Annotated in this window: 10 protein-coding genes; 1 reads left to right on the top strand and 9 read right to left on the bottom strand. The window is 73.6% G+C overall.

Annotated elements, in window-relative coordinates; translation table 11 throughout:
- The first annotated feature begins 6 nt into the window (after positions 1-6).
- Positions 7-1,029, top strand: a complete 1,023-nt coding sequence (locus ACFVXG_RS16465; protein WP_387928102.1) for a helix-turn-helix domain-containing protein — start codon at positions 7-9, stop codon at positions 1,027-1,029.
- 30 nt (positions 1,030-1,059) lie between these two features.
- Here the strand turns inward: ACFVXG_RS16465 and ACFVXG_RS16460 are convergent, their stop codons facing one another.
- The 9 genes from ACFVXG_RS16460 to ACFVXG_RS16420 form a co-directional block, all read right to left on the bottom strand.
- Positions 1,060-2,511, bottom strand: coding sequence for a phytoene desaturase family protein (locus ACFVXG_RS16460; protein WP_387928100.1), 1,452 nt, complete (start codon positions 2,509-2,511; stop codon positions 1,060-1,062).
- A gap of 81 nt (positions 2,512-2,592) precedes the next feature.
- Positions 2,593-3,363, bottom strand: coding sequence for a GNAT family N-acetyltransferase (locus ACFVXG_RS16455; RefSeq protein ID WP_387928098.1), 771 nt, complete (start codon positions 3,361-3,363; stop codon positions 2,593-2,595).
- On the bottom strand, positions 3,360-10,484 hold the full coding sequence (locus ACFVXG_RS16450) for an amino acid adenylation domain-containing protein (RefSeq protein ID WP_387928096.1): 7,125 nt from the start codon (positions 10,482-10,484) through the stop codon (positions 3,360-3,362). Before ACFVXG_RS16450 ends, ACFVXG_RS16455 begins: the two co-directional genes overlap by 4 nt.
- The gene (locus tag ACFVXG_RS16445; protein ID WP_387928095.1) at positions 10,474-16,968 is read right to left on the bottom strand and encodes an amino acid adenylation domain-containing protein; all 6,495 of its coding nucleotides are present in this window, start codon (positions 16,966-16,968) and stop codon (positions 10,474-10,476) included. Before ACFVXG_RS16445 ends, ACFVXG_RS16450 begins: the two co-directional genes overlap by 11 nt.
- Positions 16,965-18,437, bottom strand: coding sequence for a hypothetical protein (locus ACFVXG_RS16440; RefSeq protein WP_387928093.1), 1,473 nt, complete (start codon positions 18,435-18,437; stop codon positions 16,965-16,967). The genes ACFVXG_RS16445 and ACFVXG_RS16440 overlap by 4 nt, the downstream gene beginning before the upstream one ends.
- Before the next feature lie 141 nt (positions 18,438-18,578).
- Entirely contained in the window at positions 18,579-19,580 is a 1,002-nt protein-coding gene (sbnB, locus tag ACFVXG_RS16435; RefSeq protein WP_387928091.1) for a 2,3-diaminopropionate biosynthesis protein SbnB, read from the bottom strand.
- 32 nt (positions 19,581-19,612) lie between these two features.
- The gene (gene sbnA, locus ACFVXG_RS16430) at positions 19,613-20,590 is read right to left on the bottom strand and encodes a 2,3-diaminopropionate biosynthesis protein SbnA (protein ID WP_387928089.1); all 978 of its coding nucleotides are present in this window, start codon (positions 20,588-20,590) and stop codon (positions 19,613-19,615) included.
- A gap of 82 nt (positions 20,591-20,672) precedes the next feature.
- Positions 20,673-22,373 carry an ATP-binding cassette domain-containing protein gene (locus tag ACFVXG_RS16425; protein WP_387928088.1) on the bottom strand — a complete coding sequence of 567 codons (1,701 nt, stop codon included), beginning with the start codon at positions 22,371-22,373 and terminating at the stop codon, positions 20,673-20,675.
- Entirely contained in the window at positions 22,370-24,067 is a 1,698-nt protein-coding gene (locus ACFVXG_RS16420) for an ABC transporter ATP-binding protein (RefSeq protein WP_387928086.1), read from the bottom strand. Before ACFVXG_RS16420 ends, ACFVXG_RS16425 begins: the two co-directional genes overlap by 4 nt.
- Positions 24,068-24,092 lie beyond the last annotated feature (25 nt).

Genomic DNA, 24,092 nt, shown 5'->3' with positions numbered 1-24,092 from the left:
GCAACGATGAGCGGGAGAGGCGTCCCCTACGCGCTTGACCAGCGCGTCTACGAGATCGCGTCCTCGGCCACCACCTGGACGGTGGCCTCGATGAGCCAACAGCTCGGTGCGGCCGAGGCGGCCGTGGAAGAGGCGCTGGCACGGCTCGCCTCGGTCGGTCTGGTCCGCCCGGCGCCGGCCGCGCCCGGCGGCTACGCGGCGGTGGCCCCCGAGGTGGCGCTCACCCGGCTCTTCGGCCAGGAAGAGCGCCAGCTCACCCAGCAGCTGGCGAAGCTGGCGGAGACCCGGGAGGCCATCACCTCCGTCATGCGGGACTTCCTGGACCTGCGCACGACCCGGCGCCGGACCCTGCAGGTCGAGCCGCTGCCCACCGAGGGGCTGGTGGCCGAGTTCCTGGACGGCGCGGCCGGCCTGGCCCGCCGGGAGGCCTGGTGGATGCACGCGGGGGGCATCCCGTCCGTCGAGGCGCTCGACGAGATGCTGCTGCGGAACCTCGGGATGCTCGGTGCGGGGATCGCCGTGCGCGCCCTGTTCCTGCACCGCCATGCCGGTGACCCCGTCATGGCGGGGTACCTCCGGGACCTGGTCCACGCGGGCGCCGAGGTCCGGATCGCCACCCATCTCCCGCAGCAGATGCTCGTCGTCGACCAGGACCTCGCCCTGGTGCCCGCCGATCCCGCCGACCCCGGGCGGGGCGCCTGGGCGGTGCACGGCACCGAGCTGATTCCCACCCTGCGTGCGATCCACGAACACTGCTGGACGCTGGCGACGCCGTTCGCCCGGCAGGCCGACGGCGCGGCGCCCGACACCACCGCGTCACCGGTGGAGGACGTCCTGGTCCGGCTGCTCGCCGAGGGCGTCAAGGACGACGCCATCGCCCGGCGCCTGGGGGTCTCCACCCGTACCCTCAGCCGCATGATCTCCGCCCTGCTGGAGCGGCTCGGCGTGCAGACCCGCTTCCAGGCCGCCCTGGAGCTGCACCGGCGCGGCCGCCTGGCGGACCCGGTGACCACGCCCCGCGCGGCCTGAGCGGCCAGAGCGTCCTACCGGACGGAGCGCCTAGCGCGGTGCCAGCGACGGCGCGTCACGCACCCCGAACTCCCGTCGCAGCGCCGAGCGCGCCGCCAGGTAGCCGGACATGCCGTGCACGCCGGGCCCGGGCGGGGTCGATGCCGAGCACAGGTAGACCCGCCGCAGCGGTGTCCGGTACGGGTCCCAGCGGGGGGTCGGCCGGAACAGGGTCTGCCTCAGCGTCATGGCCCCCGCGGCGATGTCGCCCCCGACGTAGTTCGGGTTGTACTGCTCCAGGGCCGCCGCGCTGATTCCGCGCCGCGCCACCACGGTGTCGGCGAACCCGGGTGCGTACTGCTCGATCCGGGCGGTCACCAGCTCCACCGGATCGGTGGTGTCGCCGTTGGGGACATGGGCGTACGCCCACACCGGGCGCTGCCCGCCGGCCGCGCGGCCCGGATCCGCCACGCACGGGTCGACCACCAGGACGAACGGCGCACCGCCGCGCGAGCCCTTCGCCACCAGCGTCTCCTGCCGGAACACCTCGCGCTGGGTGCCGCCGAGGTGCACGGTCCCGGCCCGGCCGACGTCGGGGTCGGCCCAGGGGATCGGCTCGGAGACCAGGAAGTCGACCTTGGCCGCGCCCGGCCCGTACCGGAAGGACCGCAGCCCCCGGCGGTAACCGGCCGGCAGGTGGCGGCCGCCGATCGCCAGGAACTCCTTGGGACCGACGTCGAGCAGGACGGCCTTCGCACCCCGGAACTCCGCCAGGTCGGTGACCCGGTGCCCGGTGAAGAGCTTCCCACCGTGTGCGGTCAGGTCGGCGGCCATGGCCTCGGCGATCCGGACGCTCCCGCCGCGGGGCACCGGCCAGCCGGTGCCGTGCGCGAGGTGCCCGAGCATCAGGGCCACCGCGGCCGAGGCGGGGGTGGGCATCACGCCCACCACGTGGGCCGCGACCCCCGCGAGCAGCGCACCCGCCTCGGGCCCGGCGAACTGCCGGGTGGCCAGTGGCGTGCCGTGGCCGAGCATCCGCCGGGCCAGCAGGAAGGGCGCGGCCAGGTCGTCCGGCAGGCTCCGCTGGCCCGAGAGCAGGAAGTCCACCAGGCCCCGGCTGTGGTCGAGCAGCGGGCCCATCAGCGCCTGCCAGGCCCGCCCGTCCCGGCCCAGACCCTCGCAGGTCGCCGCGAGGCTGCGGTACGCGAGGGCGGCCCGGCCGCCGTCCAGCGGGTGCGCGTAGCTGATCTCCGGGTGGAGCAGTTCGACGCCCCGGGCGGCGAGGTCGAACTCCCGGAAGAACGCGGACGCGGCCGCCATCGGCTGCACCGCGGAGCAGATGTCGTGCACCACGTCCGGGCGGAACAGCGGCTTCGAACGCATTCCGCCGCCCGGGTCGTCGGCCGCCTCGTACACCTCGACGGCGAGTCCCGCCCTGGCCATCGTGACCGCGGCGGCAAGGCCATTGGGGCCGCTGCCCACCACGACGACATCCGCTGCCACCGTGCCTCCTCATCTGCTGGGTGTTGTCCGGCCGGCCGGGTCACCCGCGGGCGCGTCCGACGCGCCCGCGGGTGACCCGGCTCAGGCCTCGGGCTCGTACACGTACGGAGTGGTCGAGGTGACCACCCGGAAGCCGCGCTTGCGGAGGATGGGCTCCGAGGTCGGGAGCGCGTCGGTGACCAGCACCGACCGGCCCCGCTCCCGGGCCTCCTTCAGCCTGGCGCCCACGACCGCCGAGAACAGCCCCCGCTCCCGGTGGGTCGTCTTGGTCCGGCCGCCCGCCAGCTCCGCGAAGGGGGTGCCGTCCTGGAAGTAGACCCGACCGCAGGACACCGGTTCGCCGTCCACGTAGGCGATGTGGACGCTCATCGCCTCGGGTGCCTCCCGCAGGAGGAGCGCCAGCTGCTGCCGCTCCCCCTCCGGGTTCTTCCGGCCGATCTCCCGGGCGATCTCGGCGTAGTCGTCGAGCCCCGACTCGTCCTGCACGCGACGGACGTCGTACCCGTCGGTGTCGAACGCGGCCAGGGCGGCCTCGTCGACCGGGAGCACCAGGACCTGCTCCTCGTCGTCGGGCTCGAAGCCCGCGGCCACCAGGAGCGCGCCCAGGCCGGACGGCACGTCGTGGCCGTAGACCTTCCACTCCAGGGTGTAGCCGCCCTCCCGGGCCAGCGCCTGCTCCGCGCGGACGACCTCCTCGGCCTCGCCCTCGGCCAGGCGCGAGTAGACGATGCGGCACTCCGAGCCGTCGGCCGTGAACTCGCGCACGACCTCGCCGTGCTCGGCGGCCACCCCGGCCGAACGGCGGGCGGCATCCAGCTCCGCCAGGATCTCGGCGTTCTGAGTCTCGCTCATGCTGTCCATTCCTCCTGCTTGAGGATCTCGACGATGGGACGGCCGGCCGCCATGGCCCCGACGACCGCACGCAGGCGGACGAGGTAGGCCTCGGCCCGCTCGGGGGAGAAGACCTCGCTGTTGTACGTCAACGCGAGTTCGAGGCTATCGGCAGACCGGATGAAGACGAACTGCAGGTCGGCCTCCTTCGACCGGCGCGGCAACTCCTTCGCCTCGAAGGTGACGCTGAGGCCGGTCCGCTCCGCCGGGACGGCGCTCAGCTGGTCGATCGCGACCATCACGTCGAACAGCGGGCTCCGGTCGGTGCCGCGCTCCCAGCCGAGGTCGCGCATGGTCCGCCCGTAGGGGTACTCCTCGTGCTGGAACGCCCGCAGGACGTCGCCCTGGGTCCGGGTGAGGACCGAGCTCACGTCGTCGTCGGGCCACAGCCGGAGCCGCAGCGGGACGGTGTTGATGTGGAACCCGATCTGGCCCTCCAGATCCAGACGACGGCGGCCCTGGGTGTAGGTGCCGACCGTGATGTCGGTCAGGCCGGTCTCCGCGCACAGCAGCAGGCCCACCGCGCACCGCGCGACCACGAACTCGGTGACCGCGTGGCGGCTCGCCAGGGCGGCGAACCCCTCGGTGAGGTCCCCCGGCAGTGGCAGCCGCAGCCGGGCGCCGGCCAGCGCCGTGACCGCGGGCCTGGGCAGATCGGCGGGCAGCGGCACGAACGGTGAGGCACCGTCCAGCTCGCGCAGCCAGAACTCCCGGTGCCGAGCGCCCTCCTCGCCCGCGAGCCGGGCCGCGCGCCAGGCCGCCACGTCCTTGTACTGGACGGCGAGTTCGGCGAGAGCGGGCGCACGCCCGGCCACCAGGGCCTCGTACAGCTCGTGCCAGTCCTCCTTGAACACCAGGGCGGAGGTGCCGTCGGACACCAACTGGTGCATCGACGTCAGGAGTACGTGGCTGTCCTCGCCGGTACGCATCAGATCCGCCCTGACCAGCGGCTCGCGGTCGATGGCGAACGGCTCGCGGATCCGGGCCGCGACGAACGCGTCCACCTCCTCCTCCGTGCGGTCCGACAGGTCGTGGACCCGGAACGGCAGCGGCAGTTCGCCGGGCGCGTGCACGGTCTGCACGGCGCGGCCCTCGACGACGGCGTACGTCGTGCGCAGGCTCTCGTGCCGCTCCGTGAGGAGGGCGAAGGCCTCCTCCAGCAGGGCCGGCCGCACCGGGCCGTGCAGGGCGTGCCGGTCGTTGCGGTGGAAGGCGCCCGGCTGCGGGGAGGTCCGCTCGATGTCGAGCAGCAGTTCCTGGGCCGGGGCCGCGGCGTGGTCACCCGGTCCGCCGAGGCTGGTGATCGGGTCGAGCACCGGGGCCTGCGCGGTGGCCACCGCGTCGGCCAGTCCGGCGACGGTCGGCCGGGCGAACAGGGTCTCCAGGCCGATCTCGACGCCCATCCGGCCCCGGATCCGGGCGAGCACCTGGATGGCGCGCAGCGAGTTGCCGCCCACCTCGAAGAACCGGTCGGTCACCCCGATCCCCTCGGTGCCGAGCACCTCCGCCCAGATCTCCGCGAGCACCCGCTCGTCCTCGGTCCTGGGCGCCACCACCGCGTCACCGCCGGCCCGGAGGACCTCGCGCGCCGCGAGGGCCTTGCGGTCGACCTTGCCGTTGGAGGTCAGCGGCAGCCGGTCCACCTCGATGAACTCGGCGGGCACCATGTGCTGCGGCAGCGCCTGGTGGAGGCGCTCGCGCAGCCCGGCCGACGAGGCACCGGGCTCCAGGACGACGTACGCGTACAGCTGCTTGTCCCGGCCCGCGCCCTTGGTGACGACGGCGGCCGACTTCACCTCGGGGCACTCGTCGACGCGGCGCTCGATCTCGCCGAGGTCGACGCGGAAGCCGCGCACCTTCACCTGGCTGTCGGTGCGCCCCAGGTACTCGAGGGCGCCGTCCGCAGTCCAGCGGCCGTTGTCACCGGTCCGGTACATCCGCCGGCCGGGCTCGAACGGGTCGGCCATGAAGGCCCGTTCGGTCTGCTCGGGCGCGTTCAGGTAGCCGCGGCTCACGCAGATGCCGGACACGTAGATCTCGCCGCGCGCGCCCTGCGGGCAGACCCTCAGGTGCTCGTCGAGGACGTAGACGAGGGTGTTGGCGATCGGCCGGCCCAACGGCACGATCTCGCTGGTGACCGGCTCGGACATGAGGTGGTGGGTCACGTCGTCGGAGGCCTCGGTGGGGCCGTAGGCGTTGACGACGGGGATCGCGGGGTACTCGGCGAGCCACCGGTTGACCTGCCGCGGCAGCACCGCCTCACCGGTGACCATGAGGTACTCCAGGTCCGCCAGGGCGACGCGGCGGCCGGAGCGCTGCCAGGTGTCGAGCATCGCGTCCAGGTACGAGGGCACCACCTCCAGGACGGTGACCCGCTCGTCCTCGACCCGGTCGGCGAAGCGGAGCGGGTCGAGCTGGAGCGCCTCGTCGATGATGACGGTGCGCCCGCCGGCGTAGGGGGCGGCGAACATCTGCCACAGCGAGATGTCGAAGCTGTTCGAGGCGTTCTGCACCACCACGCTGCGCTCGGTGAGCGAGAGGTCGGCGATCTTGGCGTGCAGGTGGTTGAGCATCCCCAGGTGCTCGACCATCACACCCTTGGGCACGCCGGTGGAACCCGAGGTGTAGATGACGTACGAGAGCCCCGACTCGTCGACGGGCAGGCCGAGGTCGGCGGTGTCCTCCCCGGCGCCGGTGGCGTCGGTGACGTCGACAGCACGGCAGCCGTCCACGGTCTGAGCCCGCAGCTCCGGTGTGGCCCGCTCCGGGTCGAAGGCGACGACCCGGACCTCGGAGGACTCGAACATCCGGCGGACGAAGGCCGGCGGGTACCCCGGGTCGACCGGCAGGTAGGCCGCGCCGCACTTCCACAGCGCGAGGATCGACTCGACCATCAGCAGGGACCGGTCCATCACCAGCGCCACCACCTCGCCGGGGCGGACGCCGAGTTCACCGCGGAAGTACCGGGCGAGCTGGTTGGCGCGGGCGTTGAGCTGGGCGTAGGTGCGCCGCTCGGGGCCGCAGGACAGGCAGACCCGGTCCGGTGCGGTGCGCGCGAACCGCTCGACGGCCCGGTGGATCTGCAGCGAGCGGTCGAAGTCGAGCTCGTGGTGGCCGTGGGTGCGCACCCGCCGCTGTTCCTCGGCGGAGAGCAGCGGGAGTCCGTCCAGGGCCGCGGACGGGCTGTCGAGCACCGCCTCCAGCAGGCCCTCGAAGGCCTCCCAGAGCCGGTCGACGGTGTGCTCGTCGAAGAGCCGGGTGTCGAAGCGGACGGCCGCCTCCAGGGTGGCGGCCTGCTCGGCCAGCATGATGTTGAGCGGGAAGACGCTGGTCTCCAGGGTCAGCTCGACCGGGGCCACCCGGAGCGCGGGGGTCGCCATCGCGCCCAGCGGCGCCTCGTCGGAGCCGCCGAACTGCTCGAACTCGATCAGCACGTCGAACAGGTCCGGGCCGTGCGACCGGCCGCTGCGGTGCAGCTCCTGCGCCAACTCCTCGTACGGGTGGTCGAGATGGCGCACCGCGTCGCCGAAGACCCCGCGCACCTGCCGGCACAGCTCGGCGAAACCGCGCTCGGAGTCGACCGCCAGCCGCAGCGGGAGGGTCCGCACCAGCATGCCGACGAACTGCTCCAGGGACTGGCGGCCGCGGCCGGCCAGGGAGGTGCCGAGCACCAGCTCGCCCCGCTCGCTGTAGCGGGCGAGGACGGCCGCGAAGGCGCTCAGCACCGAGGTGAACACGGTGCTGCCCTCGGCCTGGCTGAACCGCTTGAGCCGCTGCCAGAGCGCCTCGGGCAGCTCGTAGTTGCGGTAGGCGCCGCCGAAGGCGGTGCCTCCGGCGTCGGAGCGCACCGGCAGGTCGAGGACGGGCACCTCGCCGGCGAAGGCGGTGTGCCAGTACGCGGCGGCCTCCTCGCGCTTGGCCGCGGTGCTCTGCGCCTCGGCGACGTGGTGCGTCCGGTAGTCGGCGCCGACCTCGGGCAGACCGGGCGCGGTGCCCTGGGTGAACGCGGCGTAGAGCGCGCCCAGGTCGCGGACGAGCAGTTGCAGGGACCAGCCGTCGGCGACGATGTGGTGGGTGTTCAGGGTCAGCAGGTGCCGGTCCCCGTCGAAGGAGAGCAGCTGCGCCCGCAGCAGCGGGCCGTTCTCCAGGTCGAAGGGCCGGGCGGCGAACGCCCGCGCCGACTCGACCGGGCCGGCCTGGTTCGCCGGATCCCCGGCCGCGGTGGCGAGTTCGAGCGGCACGGTGAAGCCCGCCCGCGGGGTGATCCGCTGGGTCAGCTGCTCCCCGGCGAAGGCGAAGGTGGCCCGCAGGCCGTCGTGCCGGTCCGCCAGCGCGTCCAGGGCGCGCTGCAGCGCCGCCCGGTCCACCGCCCCGGTCAGCTGGAAGGAGCGCGTGAGGTTGAAGGCGACCGAGCCGCCCTCGAACTGGGACGCCAGCCAGATGTGCAGCTGGGCGGGCGAGGCCGGGAAGGGCTCCGCCGCCGGCTCCTCGGCCGCCGCCGGCTCCTGGGCGGGCACGGGCTCCTGGGTCGGCACGGGCTGCTCGGCGGGTACCGGCTGCTCGGCGGCTCCGGCAGCCTCGGCGACCGCGGCCCGCTCCGGGTACTGCTCCCGCACGGTCTCCTCGACGTGGTCGGCGAGGGTGCGCGGGGTCTCGTAGTCGAAGATCGCGAAGTCGTCGAGCTCGACCCCGTGCAGGGTCTGCAGCCGGTTGAGGACCTGGAGGCCGCTGATCGAGTCGCCGCCGAGTTCGAAGAAGGAGTCGTCGGGGTCGAGGGCGTCCAGGCCCAGCACCTCCCGCCAGACCGCGACGACGGAGTCGTACACGTCGACCGGGCCGCTGTCGGCGGCGGTCTCCCCGTCCGCGGCGGCCGGGACCGCCGGGTCGTGGGCCGTCACCACGTTGGACTCGTCCAGCCAGCACCGGACGCGGTCGAACTGGTAGGAGGGCAGCTCGATCCGGCGGCCCGCGCCCGCGGTGTGCTCCCAGCTCCAGTGCGCGCCGCCGAGGTAGAGCTCGCGCAGGAAGCCCGCGTAGGCGTCCGCGGTGGCGGGGACGGACACCACACCGTGCCCGGAGCCGCCGCGCGCGGCCAGGGCGCCGGAGACGGTGGACAGCGGGCCCGCCTCGACGAAGAGGACCCGGCCCTCGCCCGACAGCTTGGCCAGCAGGCGCTCGGCGCGGGCGTCGAGGTCGGTGGCCTCGCCCGGGGTCTCGGCGAGGGTCCGGCGCAGTGCCTCGTCCAGGGTGATCCGCTCCGCGCCGGCGTCGATCACGTGCTTGCCCGCGCCCTCGCCCACGACGTGGCGGAACTCCAGGCCGAGGTGGCGCAGCAGCCCGTACAGCGCGTACTGGAAGGCGAATCGGGCGGCGCGCGGGTCGGCGGCGGCCTCCCCGGCGGCCCGCTCGGCCCGGGTGTGGAGCTCCTCGAAGTGGGGGTGGGCGCGGCGGAAGGCGGCCGTCAGGGCGGCGTCGGCCGTGCACCGGCCGGACACCAGCAGGACGGTGACGGCGCCCGCCGTGTCGGGCCCGGTGACGGCGGGTGCGGCGAGCGCGTCGGACAGTTCGGTGAGGTCGCCAGCGATGACGCAGGCCCGGTGCGGGTGGTGGCCGCGGCCCGCGACGAGGGTCGCCTGGACGTCCGCGGCCGTCAGCTCGGGCCGCTCGGCGATCCACTGCCGCAGCGCGGCGAGGTTCGCCCGGAGGGCGGTGGCGCTCTTGGCCGAGACCGGGAACCAGTGGCCGTCGACGCTGCCGGTCTCGGCGGCCGGACGGGCCGGGGCCTCCTCCAGGACGGCGTGCACGTTGGTGCCCATCACACCGAAGGAGCTGACGCCGGCCCGGCGGATCCCGGCCTCCGGCTCCCAGGCGGTGAGCTCCTGGGTGACGCGGACCGCCGAGCCCGCGAAGTCGATCAGCGGACTGAGGGTGTGCGAGTGGAGGCTGGCGAACAGCTGCCGGTGGCGCAGGGCGAGGACCGCCTTGACGAGGCCGGCGAGGCCGGAGGCGCTCCAGGTGTGCCCGATGTTGCTCTTCAGGGTGGACAGTTCGCAGAACTGCTTGCGGTCCGTCACCCGGCCGAACGCCAGGTCGATGGCCTCGATCTCGATGGGGTCGCCGAGCCGGGTGGCGGTGCCGTGGGCCTCGATGTAGGAGACGGTCAGCGGGTCGATCCCGGCCTTCTCCCAGGCCCGCTCGATGACTTCGGCCTGGGCGGCGCTGTCCGGGGCGGTCAGCGTGCTGGCCCGTCCGGCGACGTTGTTGGCGGCGGTGCCCTTGATGACGGCGTGCACCGGGTCCCCGTCGCGCAGCGCCTGGCCGAGCGGCTTGAGCACCACGATCGCGGCCGCCTCGCCGGCCCCGGTGCCGTCCGCGTCGGCGGAGAAGGCCCGGGTCTTGCCGTCCGCCGACCGGATGCCGAGGTCGAGTTCGTCGTCCGCGTGCTTCGGCTCGCCGAACAGGTTGAGGTTGATGCCGCCGACCAGCGCCAGCTCGGCGTCGCCGAGGACCAGCTCGTTCACGGCCTGGTGCAGCGCGAGCAGCGCGGACGAGCAGGACGAGTCGACCATGGCGGCCGATCCGCGCAGGCCGAAGAAGCGGGAGATCCGGCCGGCCGTCGCCGAGGCGTGGGTGCCCATGACCATGGTCGGCTCGACGGTCCGGGCGAGCCGCTGGTATTCCAGGCGGGTGTCGCCGACGTAGACGCAGGCGCGGCGGCCCTTCAGGGCGGCCGGGTCGTAGCCGGCGTTCTCCATGGCCTGGTGGGCGAGTTGGAGCAGCAGCCGGTGCTCGGGGGCCATGTTCTGGGCCTCGCCCCGGGAGATGCCGAAGAAGGCGTGGTCGAAGGAGTCGATGTCCTCGATGTAGCCGTTGAGCTGGTAGTCGGCGTCGGGTGACATCGAGGTGCGCCGGCGGCGCTCGGCCGACAGCTCGCGGACGCTGTCGCGGCCCTCGCGCAGGTTGGCCAGGAACTGCTGGACGTCGTCGGCCTCGGGCATCCGGACGGCCATGCCGATGACGGCGATGTCGCGCGCGCGGTCCCCGGCGCGACCCGTGACCGCCGTGGTCTGCTCAGAAGTCATGCTCGGAAACCTCGTCTTCGGTGTGCTGGGGCGCGGGCTCCACCAGCCGCGCCTGGGTGGCGATCGTGGGGTGGGTGAACAGCTGGGCGACGCGGAAGGCGCCCGGGAAGCGCTCCTCCAGGAGCGAGAAGAGCCGGAGCAGCTTCAGCGAGGTGCCGCCGAGGGCGAAGAAGTCCTGGTGGACTCCGGCCACCGGCCGGTCCAGGACGGTGCTCCAGGCCTCCTGGAGGGCGCGTTCGGTGTCGGTCCGCGGCGCCTCGGCGGGCGCGGCCGGGACGTCCCGGGCGAAGCTCGGCGCGGGCAGCGCGGCCCGGTCGGTCTTGCCGTTGGGGGTGGTCGGGATGCGGTCCAGGGTGATGAACTCGGCCGGGACCATGGCCCGCGGCAGCAGGTCGGCCAGGTGGCCGCGCAGCTGCTCGGGGAGGGCGGCGTCCGCCCGGTCGGGTACGACGTACGCGACCAGGTGGGGTTCCCGGTGCGGGTCGTCGGGATCCTTGTGGGCCGTCACCAGGCAGGCCGAGACGCGCGGGTGTCCGCCCAGCGCGTTCTCGATCTCGGCCGGGTGGATCCGCACCCCGTTGATCTTGAGCTGGTGGTCGCGCCGGCCGATGATCTCCAGCAGGCCGTCCGGGCGCACCCGTCCGATGTCACCGGTCCGGTAGAGCAGGTCCTGCTCGTCGTCGCGGTGCGGGTTGCGGAAGAACGCGGCCGCGTTGGCCTCCGGGTCGTCGAGGTAGCCGAAGGTGCGGAACGGCGTGCGGATGACGATCTCGCCGGGCTCGCCGACGCCGCACGGGACGCCGTCACGCATGACCAGTCCCTGGGTCTGCGGCAGCGGCGAGCCGACCGGCAGGACCGCGGGCAGCGTCCCGTACGGGACGGGGTGGGCGAACTTCGCCATGGTGGTCTCGGTCGGCCCGTACAGGTTCACGATCTCGCCGCTGCCGGGGAACAGCGCGCGGAACTCCGCCACCAGCGCGGCCTTCAGGGGCTCGCCGGCGAGGAAGGTCCAGCGCAGGTCCGGCAGTCGGGCACCGGACGGGGCGTCCAGCAGCCACGACTGCAGCACGGTGGGCGCCGCGTGCAGCACGGTCACCCGCTCCCGCTCCAGCCAGCCGAGGACCGCCTTGCCGCCGAGCGTGTCCGTCGGCTCCGGCACCACCAGGGTGGCGCCGCTGACCAGGGCGAGGAAGGTGTCCCGGAGCATCACGTCGAAGGAGGCGCTGGTCAGCTGGGCGCAGCGGTCCTCCGCGGCGATGCCGAAGGTCCCGCTCTGCCAGCGCAGGAAGTGGCTGAGGCCGCTGTGCCGGCCGAGCACGCCGCGCGGGGTGCCGGTGGTGCCCGAGGTGAAGAACAGGTACGCGGCGCCGTCCGCCGGTACCGGTGCGAGCACCGCCTGGCGGGCGGGCGCCGAGGCCGGTTCGCGCAGTTCGCCGGTGCGTGCGTCGGTCCGCACCGTCTCCAGGCCCGCGGTGATCTCGTGGCCCGCGGTGTCCCCGGCCTCCTCGGCGTGGACGAAGAGCTTCGGACGGCCGATCGACAGCAGGTGCCGACGGCGGCCCTGCGGCAGCGCCGGGTCCACCGGGAAGGCGGTGGCGCCGCTGCGCAGGACGCCGAGCAGGCTCACCACGAACCCGATGCCGCGCGGGCCCGTCACGCCGATCACGTCGCCGGGGCCGCAGTCGCGGGCGGCGAGTTCGCGGGCGACGGCCTCGGCCCGCGCCACCAGGTCGCGGTAGGCGAGGGTGTCCTCGCCCTGGCGGATGGCGGTGCGCTCGGGGGCGGCCGCCGCGCGGGCCTCGATCAGTTCGGTGATCGGCGGCTGGGCGGGCCGTTCCAGGGCGCGGCCCAGATCGACGGCGTGGGCGTCGCCCGGCAGGGCCAGCGAGTAGCGGGCGAGCGGCCGGTCGGGGCCCTCGGCCGCCTGGGCGAGGACGGAGGCCAGCTGGCCGAGCATCGCCTGGGCCCGCTCGGCGCCGAACAGGCCGGGGCGGTGGACCAGTTCGATGTGCATGCCCTCGGGTACGTCGCTCACGTAGAAGCTGAGCGGGAACTTGGCCTCGGGCTCGAAGAGGTGGTCGTCGAACTCGACCGCGACGCGGTCGATCGCCATGTCCTCGCGCAGGGTGCCCAGGTAGTTGAGCAGCACGTCGAAGACCGGGGTGCGGTCCAGCCTGCGGACCGGGTTGAGCCGCTCCACGACCAGTTCGAACGGCGCCGTCTGGTGGGCGTACGCGTCCCGGACGCCCGCGCTGACCTGCCGGAGCAGGTCGGTGAAGGTGGTGGCGGCGGACAGGTCGGTGCGCAGCGCGAGGGTGTTGAGGAACAGCCCGACGACGCCTTCGAGTTCGAGTTGTTCGCGGCCCACGACCGGGAAGCCGACGGCGAGGTCCTGCTGGTCCGCCAGGCGTCCGAGGAGCAGGTTCAGTGCCGACATGGTGATCTCGAACGGCGTGGTCGAGGTGCGGTCGGCGAGCTCCCGCAGCCGCCGGGCGGTGTCCACGGGGACGGTCACCGAGGCCCGTCCGCCGGCCGTGTGGTCGGTGTCCGGTTCCGGGGTGTCGGTGGGCAGCTCGAGCGGCGGGCAGCCGGTCAGCCGGTCGGTCCAGTACTGCAGGTCCTGCTCGACGGCCTCCTGGTGCGCGGGGTCGCGCACCGCCTCGGCGTAGTCGATGTAGTCCACGGTCCGGGCGGGCAGCGGGACGGCTTCGATGGTGCGGGCGGCGCCGGGCTCGCCCAGGTGGTGGGCGTACAGGACGGACAGCTCGCGCATCAGCAGCCGGAGCGACCAGCCGTCGCCCGCGATGTGGTGCAGGGTGACGAGCAGCTGGTGCTCCCGCTCGCCGACGCGGAACAGGACGACCCGCAGCGGCCCCTCCTCCTCCAGCCGGAAGGGCAGGGAGTCCTCGCCGAGCACGCCGCGCCGGGCCTGCTCGCGGGCCTCCTCGACGCCGGACGCGGTCAGGTCGCGGACCTCGAAGGCCGCCCCGATGTCGTCGCGCGGCACCTGGAAGACCTGGTCACCGGCGTCGGTGTAGGTGGTGCGCAGCATCTCGTGCCGGGCCACCAGGCTGCGGACGGCCTCGTGCAGTGCCCCGGCGTCCAGCGGTCCGTCGAGCTTCGCCAGGACGCGGATGTTGTACGCGGCGCTGTCCGGGTCGAGCCGGTACAGGAACCACATCCGCTCCTGCGCGAAGGACAGCCGGTGGCGCTCGGCGCGCGGGCGCGGGGTGACCGAGGTGGCCGGACGGGCGTCGACGGTGGCCGACTGCTCGATCAGCCGGGCCTGTTCGGCGACGGTGCGGTGGGCGAAGACCTCGGCGAGGGACATCGGGACGCCGTGGCCCCGGGCGATCCGCGAGCTCAGCTGGAGCGCGCTGAGCGAGTGGCCGCCGACGACGAAGAAGTCGTCGGTGACACCGATCGGGCCGGCCGGGAGCAGCGAACGCCAGAGGTCGAGGAGCTGTTCCTCCAACTCCGTGCGGGGGGCCACCTGTTCGCCGCCCGCCGAGCGCGCGCCGGTGAGCGCGAGCAGCGCCTTGCGGTCGGTCTTGCCGTTGCGCGTGACCGGGATGGCGTCGGTGCGCACGTAGTGCGAGGGGACCATGTACGGGGGCAGGCGGCGGGCCAGTCCGTCGCGCAGCTCCTGCGGCGCGAGGTCCGCGCGGCCCGTCACGTAGGCGCACAGGAAGTCGCCGCCCGCCTGGTCCCGCCGGGCCAGGACGACCGCCCGGTCCACACCGGGCTGTTCGCGCAGCGCCTGCTCGATCTCGCCGAGCTCGATGCGCAGGCCGCGGACCTTGACCTGGCCGTCGCGGCGGCCGAGGTAGAGGATCTCCCCGTTCGGCAGCCAGCGCGCCAGGTCGCCGGTGCGGTACATCCGCTCGCCGGGGTGGAAGGGGTCCTCCGTGAACCGCTCGGCGGTCAGCTCGGGGCGGTTGAGGTAGCCGCGGGCGACCTGGACGCCGGCGATGCACAGCTCTCCGGTCACGCCGACCGGGCACGGCTCGTCGCCGTCGCCGAGGACGTAGAGCCGGTTGTTCGGCGCGGGCGTGCCGAGGGTGACCGGGCCGGGCCGGTCCGCCACGTGCAGCGCGGTGACGTCGACGGTCGCCTCGGTGGGGCCGTAGTAGTTGATCAGCCGGGCCCCGCCGGCCCCGACCGCCGCGAAGAACCGGTCGGCCAGGTCGCGGTCCAGCTCCTCGCCGCTGCACACGCAGGAGCGCACGCCGTCGAAGCCGCCGTCGACGGCCGCGAGGTACTGGCTCAGCATCGACGGCACGAAGTGCAGGGTGGTGACGCCGTGCTGCCCGATCGCCGCGCGGATCGCCGCCGGGTCGGACTCGCCGCCGGGCCGCAGCATGACCTGCTTGGCGCCGATGACGGCGGGCAGCAGCAGCTCCCACACCGAGACGTCGAAGACGTAGGGGGTCTTCTGCAGGATGACGTCGGCGGCGGTCAGGCCCAGGTCGTCGGTCATCCAGCGGAGCCGGTTCACCAGGCCGCGGTGTTCGACGAGCACGCCCTTGGGCATGCCGGTCGAGCCGGAGGTGTAGATGCAGTAGCCGGGGTCGTCGGGGCCGGCGAGCGGCGGCAGGTCGTCCGTGCGCGGGTCGAGGGCGGCCCGGTCGGTCACGTCGAGCACCGCGAGGTCGCCCGGCACCGCGGTACCGCTGCCGCGCACCAGGACGACGCGGCAGCCGCTGTCCGCCAGGATGGCGGCGACCCGGTCGGCCGGGTCCTTCGTGCTGACCGGCAGGTAGGCGCCACCGGCCTTGAGGACGGCGAGGACCGCGGCCGTCAGGTCCACCGACCGGTCCATCAGGACGGCGACGAGGCTGCCCGGCCGTACGCCGTGCTCCTCGCGCAGCGTCCGGGCCAGCGCGTTGGCCCGCGCGTTCAGCTCGGCGAAGGTGAGGGTCTCCCGCTCGTCGACGGTCGCCACCGCGTCGGGGGTGCGCCGCACCTGCTGTTCGACGAGCTGCGGCACGGGGGTGTCGAGCGGGTAGGGGGTCGCGGTCCCGTTGAAGCCGCTCACCACCAGGCGGCGCTCGGCCGCGGGCAGCAGCACCAGCGTGTCGGCGGCCCGGTCCGGCTCGCGCAGCACCGAGTCGAGGAGGGTGCGGAAGTGGCCCAGCAGCCGTTCGACGCGGTCGGCGTCGAAGAGTTCGGTGGAGTATTCGACCGCGGCCTGCAGCCCGGCGGGCGTCTCCTCGAAGAAGAACGTGAGGTCCATCTTGCTGTGGCCGTTGCCGGTGTCGAGGTGGCGGATCCGCAGCCCGTCGATCTCCTCGCTCGGGCCGCCCCAGCCCTGGCCGACCATGACCAGCACGTTGAAGAGCGTGTTGCGGTGCGCGTCGGACGCGGCGCCCGCGTCGCGCACCACCCGGTCGAAGGGGTAGGCGCTGTGCCGCAGGCCCTCGCGCAGCGTTCCCTGCACGGCGCCCAGCAGGGCGCGGAAGCTCATCCCCGGCTCGACGGTGTTCCGCAGCGCGATGCTGTTGAGGTAGTAGCCGATCTGGTCGTACAGCTCGGGGACGGGCCGGGCGAGCGAGGAGGTGCCGAGGGTGAAGTCGCGCTGCCCGGTGTAGCGGTGCAGCTGCACCCGCAGCAGGGCGCTCAGACCCGCGAACAGGGTGACCTGCTCCGTCCGGCACAGCTCCTTGAGGGCCTCCAGCGATTCGGCCGGGATCATGCCGCGCACGACGCCGCCGCGGAAGGTGCGCTCGGCCGGGAGGGGCCGGTCGGCGGGCAGGTCGAGGAGCTCGGGCCCGTCGGTGAACCGGCCCTGCCAGTAGCTCCGGGCCTCGTCGAACGCGCCCGACTCCAGGAGCCCCTGCTGCCAGACGGCGTAGTCCTTGTACTGCAGTTCGAGCGCGGGCAGTGCGGGCGCCGCGCCAGCCGTCAAGGCCCGGTAGGCGACGGCGACTTCGTCGATCAGGACGCTGAGCGACCAGCCGTCCACCGCGATGTGGTGGGCCGAGACGACCAGGAGGTGCTCGGTGCGCGAGCGCTCGACCAGCAGGACGCGCAGCAGCTTCCCCGCCGCGAGGTCGAAGCCGAGGGAGACGAACTCCTCGGCGGCGCCGTCGGCTTCGGCGGCGTCGGCCGCGCTCACGCACCGCCAGTCGAGGACGGCGTCCGCCGCCGCACGCTGGACGGGCACGCCGTCCACCACGCCGTAGGCGGTGCGCAGCGACTCGTGGCGGGCGAGCAGCGCTTCGAACGCCCCGCGCAGGGCCGACGCGTCCAGCTCGCCGCGCAGCTCGTAGACGGACGGAACGGTGTACGCCGCGTCGGAGGCGGCTCCCGCCTGGGCGACCAGCCACATGGCGAGCTGGCCCGACGACAGGGGGTACCACTCGGCCGCGGGAGCCGGGCCGATCGCGTCCGGGTGGTGCACGCTGTCCACACCCACTGCTTCCTCATTTCGTTCGGCGGGGTTGCCTTCGGTGACGGTCGGGGTCGGGGCCGGGGCGCTCATCGCCGGAGCTCCCCGGTCAGGGCGGGCTGCTCGGCCAGCTGGGCCCGGCCGATGACGACGCCGCCGGAGTCGGTGCGGCAGACCAGTTCGAGGCGGTCGTACCGCTCCCAGTCCGGCAGGGACTTCCTGATCACGGGGGCCAGCTCGCGCAGGAAGCGGGTGGCGGGGTACTCGGTGCCCTCGACCCCGGCCTCCGGGTGGTCGGCGGGCTTCGCGGCGACGTCCTCGACGGCGATCTCCCGGACCACCTTCGTGTACTGCGACCAGCGGACGAAGCCGGCCACCTTGTGCTCGTGCAGCAGGAGGAACAGCGGGCGCCCCTCACCGCCGTCCGCGGGCCGGATCCAGATGTCCTCCATGACCTCCTCGATCACCCAGGCCCGCTGCCAGGCGGCGTGCCGGCCGCGTGCGGCGCGCACCGCCCGGGCGTGCAGTTCGTCGCGGGCGGGCGGTCGCGGGGCGTCCGCCGGCGCCCCGTTGGAGTACATCGGCACGCTCGTCAGCGGCCACTGCTCGGACTCGCGCACCAGGACGTACCCGAGGAGGAGTACGCAGGCGCTGCCGAACACCGCGAGCGCGACGGCGCCGCCGCCCTCGGCGACCGGGGCCCGGTCGGGCCGGTGGCCGGTGAACAGCGAGGCGATCCAGGGCCAGTCGAGCAGCAGCAGGTAGCAGCACATCTGGACCCAGTACGCGGGCATCATCAGCAGCAGGATCCCGATGTGCAGGCAGGTCCAGGACAGGATCACCGGCATCCGCAGGGTGGAGTCCACGACGGCCAGCGGCGCGGAGAGCTCGATCGCGACGGCGGCGACGGCGAACACCCGGCACACCCCGGGGCGCGCGACCACCTGGCGGGAGAGCCACGGCCAGCGGGCGGCGACCGCGGACTGCTCCAGGTAGAACCGCAGGGCCTTGCCGCCGAGCCAGCGCGGCCCGCCGTACCGGAGCTTGGCGACGCCGCCGGCCAGCATGGTGTACGCGAGGAAGCAGAGCAGCAGCAGGGGGGCGAAGCCGGAGGTGAACACCGAGTGCTCCGACACCAGTCGGGGCCAGCCGGTGTGGTCCGCGAGCAGCCGGTCGGCGGAGAAGTCGTAGCTGACCGAGAAGCACAGGGCGAACATCGTGTACACCGCGGAGTGCGTCGAGTGGTTGGCGCCGAGCGCGCCCGCGTTGACCATGTGCAGGAAGGCGAAGCCGAGGAAGGCGAGGATCCCGCTGACCGGCTGCAGCAGCCCGGCCGCGGCCGCGATCCAGAACCCGACCGTCAGCCGGGCGACGAGGGTGAGCACCCGCGGGTCCACCCGGCGCAGACCCAGCAGCCGCATCACGCCGACCGGCGTGTAGAAGACCTGCTCGGTGCCGGCGACGATCTTCGCGGAGTGCAGCGGCGAGGGGTGGTCGACGAGGCACAGGACCAGCAGGCCCGTGTACACGGCAGCCCGCAACAGCCCTGGTACGGGCGGCATTTCGGTAAGCCACCAGTGCGTGATCATAAGAGAGTCCACCTCGGGGAATCCCAGCCTCGGTGTCGGCTGGGCGCTGACATTCGGATCACCGCGCCGCCCGGCGCGGGCGGGACCCGTGACGGGCACGGGCCCCGCGGGCCGTCACCAGCGGCTGGTCTCGGCGAAGAAGTCGGGGACGGCGATCGCGGTGCCCGCGGCGCGGGCCCGGGCGTGCACGTAGGAGCCGACCGCCAGGTCGAGCACGCCGAGCCCGAAGGGCGAGAAGACCACCGGGAGTCCGGGGTCGGGGGCGACGTCGCCGTTGAGCACGCCGGCCAGCGTGCCGGTGACGAACTCCCGGCCGCCGGTGAGCTGTTCGGCGAGGTGCGGCGAGGTGTCGGCCTTCATGCAGTGCTCGACGTCGTCGAACACGTTGGCCGCCGCCAGGATCACCTCGGGGGCGAGGTCGCGCAGCGAGAGGTTGAGCACCACCTGGCCCGGCCTGAACGGGGTGTGCACGTAGGGCGTCCCGGCGGTCGTGGTGAAGACGACCGTGTCGGCCCGCAGCGCGGTCTCCAGGTCGGCGCAGAACTCGGCGGACTGGCCCAGTCCGTCGCGCAGGTGGGCCACCAGCGAGTCCCCGGACTCCTGGTGCAGGTCGTGCACCAGGTAGGAGTCGGGGGCGCACCCGGCGGCGGTGAGGTAGCTGCAGACGTTGCGGGCGATGACCCCCGCGCCGACGACGGCGACGGTGGTGCCCCGGTAGCCGCCCGGGCGCAGCGCGGTGGCCGCCACGGCCGCGGACGCCGCCGTACGGGCGGAGCTGATGGTGGCCGCCTCCAGGAGGGCGACGGGGTAGCCGGTGCGGTAGTCGTTGAGCACCAGGACGGCCGAGGCCCGGGGGACGCCGGCCGAGGTGTTGGCCGGGAAGCTGGAGATCCACTTGATGCCGGCCAGCTGGACGTCCGCGCCCAGGAAGGCGGGCAGGGCGATGATCCGGGAGTCGGGCTTGTCGGGGAAGCGCAGGAAGTAGCTGTCCGGGTTGACCGACTCGCCGGCCTCGTGGGCCAGGTAGGTGCGCCGGACGACGTCGATGACCTCCTTCCGGTTCTCCTCGACGATCTCGTGCACCGTCGGGCCGGGGACCAGGTCGAACTCAAACACGGTGTTCTGCCTTTCAGGGTCAGGGGAGGAGGTCAGCGGGAGAAGGCGGGCAGCGGTTCCAGCGCGCGCGGCCCGAAGTGTTCGAGGACCCAGGCGTCGTCGTAGAGCGTGCTGAGGTAGCGGTCGCCCATGTCGGGCGAGATGCAGGCCGAACGCAGCACGCGGCCGGGGTCGTTGCGCTCCAGCCACCGCATCGCGCCGCTGACGACGGTGCCGGTGGAGCCGCCGAAGAGCATGCCCCGGGAGGCGAGCGACCGGCAGGTCCGGACCGAGTCCAGCTCGGCGACCTCGACCAGGTCGTCGAAGTAGGAGAGGTCCAGCAGCGCGGGCCGGACCCCGGCGCCGAGCCCGGGGATCAGCCGGGGGCCCGGGGGGTTGCCGAAGCTGACGGAGCCGATCGAGTCGATGCCGACGATCCTGGCGGGGCTGCCGATGTCCTTGAAGTAGCGGGCGCAGCCCATCGCCGTACCGGCGGTGCCGACCCCGACGAACAGCACCTCCAGGTCGGGGAGGTGCTTGAGGATCATCGGTGCGGTGCCGCCGTAGTGCGCGCCCCAGTTGGCCTCGTTGGTGTACTGGTTGAGCCACACGTACCGCTCGTCGGCTGCGCACCGGCTGCGCACCCAGTCCAGGCGGGCCGCCAGGTAGCCGCCCTCCGGATCGGGCTCGTCGATGACGACCAGGTCGGTGCCGAGCGCCCGCATGGTGGCGGCGGTGATCTCGTTGCAGCGCCGGTCGGTGACGCAGGTGAAGCGCAGGCCCTTGTTGGCGGCGATGATGCTGAGGGCCACCCCGAGGTTGCCGGAGGACGACTCGATGAGCACCGAGTCGGGGCCGAGGGTTCCGGCCCGCTCGGCTGCGGAGATCATCGACGCGGCTGCCCGCAGTTTGATCGAACCGCCGAAGTTGAGTCCTTCGCACTTCAGGTACAGCTGCCGGCCGAGCAGCGGCTCGAGGTCGACGAAGACGTCGGACTCGGTCAGATCTTGTGGGGCCGCGATGATTGCCACGGTGTTCCTTCTTGCGTCGTGTGCGTGGATGGACGACGGCGTGGTCGTGCGGGGGCGGGGACGGGCGCGGGCGCGGTGCGCCTCACGAGGCCGCGACGGGCTCGGGCACCCGGCCCCGGGTGACGGTCACCACGGTGTCGGCGGCGGCGATCAGCTCCGGGTTGTGCGAGACGACGATCCAGGCGCCCGGCCACTGCTCGGGCAGGGTCCGCCAGATCTCCCGGGCGGTCGGCCCGTCCAGCGAGGAGTCGCAGTCGTCGACGACGTACACCTCGGCGGGCCGGCAGAGCATCCGGGCGAGCGCCAGGCGCTGGCGCTGGCCGCCGGAGATCTGGGTGGCCTCACCGGAGTCGAGTTCGGTGTCGAGGCCGAGCGGGAGTTCCGCCGAACCGGGCCGCAGGTTGACCGCGGCGAGGGCCGCGGCGAGCCGCTCGGCAGGGATGTCCTCGTCGCCGAGCAGCAGGTTCTCGCGCAGCGTGCCGCCCACGAACTTGGACTGCTGGCGGGCGTACCCGACCCGGGGGGCGGCCAGGGCGGCCGTGTTGCCGGTGACGTCGGTGCCGTTCCAGTGGACGCTGCCGAGCACCTCGGGCTGGAGCCCGAGCAGGGCCCGGACGACGGTGCTCTTGCCGGAGCCGATCTCCCCGGTGACGGCCACGAGTTGGCCGGGCCGCACCCGGAAGTCGACCGGTTCGATTCCCCTGACCCCCTCGGGCGCGACGCTGGTCAGCCCGGACACCGTGAGCTCGCGCAGCGGCTCGTCCGGTACGGACGCGGCCGGGCCGTTCTCGTCGCCCGCGAGCTGGGCGAGCCGGCCGTAGGCGACCTTGCCGCCCTGGTAGCGGGCCAGGATCTTCCCGAAGAAGTACATCTGCTGGCCGAGCCAGCTCGCGTAGGTCAGGAACAGCACCAGCTTGCCCACGGTGAACCCGCCGTCCGCGACCCGGACGGCGACGGTGAGCAGCACCACCGCGGTGCCGACCGTCACCAGGTTGCGGAACAGGTCGGAGAGCAGGTCCAGGTACACCTGGTGGCGCAGCTGGACGGCCCGGCGCTCGGCGAACTTCCGCTCCAGGGCGGCGAGTCGGCCCTCGATCGCCCCGGCGAGCCGCAGGTCGCGGATGCCGGTGAGGGTGTCGGTGATCTCCGCGCCGATCCGGCCCTGCCGGGTGCGGGTCTCGGCCTGGAGGTCCGCGACCCGGCGCTTGAGGAAGACCGACCCCCACAGACCGACGAGCTGCAGCAGCAGCGGGGCCGTCATGACGAGGTCATTGCGGACGAGCACGGCGACGGCGATCACCAGGAGCACCGAGCGGTAGAGCAGGTCGGTGGTCCACTCCAGGAGCCCGCCGATCTCGTCGGTGTCGTCGCGCAGCCGGTTGAGGATCTCGCCGTTGCCGTCGACCGCCGCGTGCGCGCTCGGCCGGCCGAGCAGTCTGCCGAGTACCTGCACCTTCATCCAGGCGCTGGTCCGGAAGATCAGGGTGAAGGTCAGCTGGAGGCCGACCCACAGCACCAGCGCGCGCACCGCCGTCAGCGCGACCGCGGCCCAGAGCAGCCACCAGGTGCCGCTGTCGACCGGGGGCTTGCCGGCCTGGTCGATGAGGTCGGCGAACAGGGCCCCGACCACCAGCGGGATGCCGTAGATCAGGGTCCAGCAGGCCATCACCGAGCCGTACAGCCAGCGCAGCCGCAGGGCCGAGCGGCCCAGGAGGCTCAGGAACGGCATGCCGCCGATCCGCGGCTCCTGCCCGGTGTGTTCGTTCGGCGTCGTGTTCGTCATCGGGTCCCTCCCGGCTGCGCGGGGACGATGTCCACGACACGTCCGCTCGCCATGGACATCAGTTCGTCGACGCCGGCGAGCGTGCCCAGGTGGTGCTCGACCATGACGACCGTGCGGTCGCGCATCACGGTGTCGAGCAGCGCCGCCCAGCTGCGTTCGGTCTCCGGGTCGAAGCGGGAGGTGCCCTCGTCGACGACGAGCAGGCTGTACGGGCGGATCAGCGCCCTGGCTCCCGCGAGGACCTGCTTCTCGCCCTCCGAGAGGACCCGGGCGCCGGTGCCGACGCGGGTGTCCAGGCCGTCCGGGAGCTCGCGCACCCAGTCGGCGGCACCGAGCCGCTCCAGCACGTCCCAGACCCGCTCCGCGGCCACGGAGTCGTCGAAGAGCGTGACGTTCTCGCGCACCGAGGCGGCGAACACGTGGGCCCGCTGGCTCAGTACGGTCACCCGGCGGGCGAACTCCCGCGGCGGGATGCGGTGCACGTCCACACCGCCGATCAGCACCCGGCCCTCGGCCGGTTCGGCCAGGCCGCACAGCAGGTTCACCACGGTGCTCTTGCCGGCGCCGGTGGGCCCGACGATGCCGAGGCTGCGGCCGGGCGCGACGGTGAAGGTGACGTCCCGCAGCACGGGGGCCTCGCCGTAGCGGAAGCCCACGTTCTCGAAGGCGACCTCCAGCGGGCCGTCCGGCAGGGTGGCCTGCTCCGGTCCGGCCGCGCGGGCGGGCTCGTCGTCCTTCAGCAGCCGGGCGGACATCTGCAGGACGGCCGTCATCTGCTGCATCTGGCCGGCCTGCGAGGACATCTCCTCCAGCGGCTGCTGGAGCAGCCCGACGTACAGGTAGATCATGGTCAGGGTGCCGACCGACATGCTGCCCTGCTGCACCTGGTGCAGACCGAAGCCGAATCCGAGGCCGAAGGCGACCGCGGTGCACAGCTGGGTCACCGGCCAGAACACCCGCCCGCTGATGTAGGCACGGCCCTCGGTGCGCAGCAGCGCGTCCAGTCCGGTCCGGGTGCGCCGGGCGGCCCAGCCGGACTCGCCGAGCACCAGCAGGTCGTCCCGCGCCGCCAGCGAGTCGCCGACGAAGCCGAAGAGCGAGGCCTGCTGGCGGCGGGCCGTCTCCCAGCGCCGGACCGAACGGCGGGCGAGCCGGGACAGGACGAAGCAGACGCCGACGACGAGCACCGAGATGGCGAGGCCTGCGGCGGGCAGGACGGTCGACATCATCACGATGGTGCCGAGGCCCACCGCGATGTTGCTGACCATGCGGAAGCCGGACTCGGCGATCGCCCGGCCGACGATGTCGGCGTTGCCCTCGACCTGCTCCAGCACCTCTCCGGAGGCGCGGCTCTCCACGTCGAGCACCGGGCGTTCGACCGCCATGTGCCGCAGCAGCCGCATCCGCAGGCCGTCGGCGATCCGCCAGCTGCACTGCACGGACAGGTAGCTGGCCCAGACCCGGGCCGCGCCGCCGACGAGGGCGACGAGCAGGTACCAGACGGCCACGCCGGCCAGCACCGCGGTGCCGCTGCCCGCGGTCATCCGGTCGATGAAGTACTGGACGAGGAGCGGGCCGGCCAGGGTGGCGACCACGCTGACGGTGAGGACGCCCAGCGCGGCGGCCGAGAGCGGCCGAACGGGGCGGGATTCCTTCCACAGGAGGCGGTAGGCGGTGGTGCGCGTCTCGGTCATCGGACGGGCACCCCGCGGAAGATCA

The sequence above is a fragment of the Kitasatospora sp. NPDC058162 genome (assembly GCF_042884005.1).
In the GTDB taxonomy this organism is placed as follows: domain Bacteria; phylum Actinomycetota; class Actinomycetes; order Streptomycetales; family Streptomycetaceae; genus Kitasatospora.
This window is presented reverse-complemented; position numbering and strand designations above follow the sequence as displayed.